Below are 244 nucleotides of genomic sequence, written 5' to 3' on the forward strand. Positions count from 1 at the left end.
GCTGCGCAGCCGAGCGGGAGCAAGCTCCCTCGCCACAGGGTAGTGTCTGGCTTGATTGCGCTGTTGGTTACGGTGGCAAGGGGGGGCCCAAGTGCTGTTGAGTCAAACCCCATGTGGGAGTGAGCTTGCTCCCACAGTTGTTTTTGGGGGGGCTCAGAATTTGTATGCGCCACAAATCCCTTGTGGCGAGGGAGCTTGCTCCCGCTGGCGTGCGAAGCAGGCCCCGGCGGTTCTTCAGGCCGAC

This window comes from Pseudomonas sp. NFACC05-1, from assembly GCF_900100135.1.
Classification (GTDB): Bacteria; Pseudomonadota; Gammaproteobacteria; order Pseudomonadales; family Pseudomonadaceae; genus Aquipseudomonas; species Aquipseudomonas fluorescens_Q.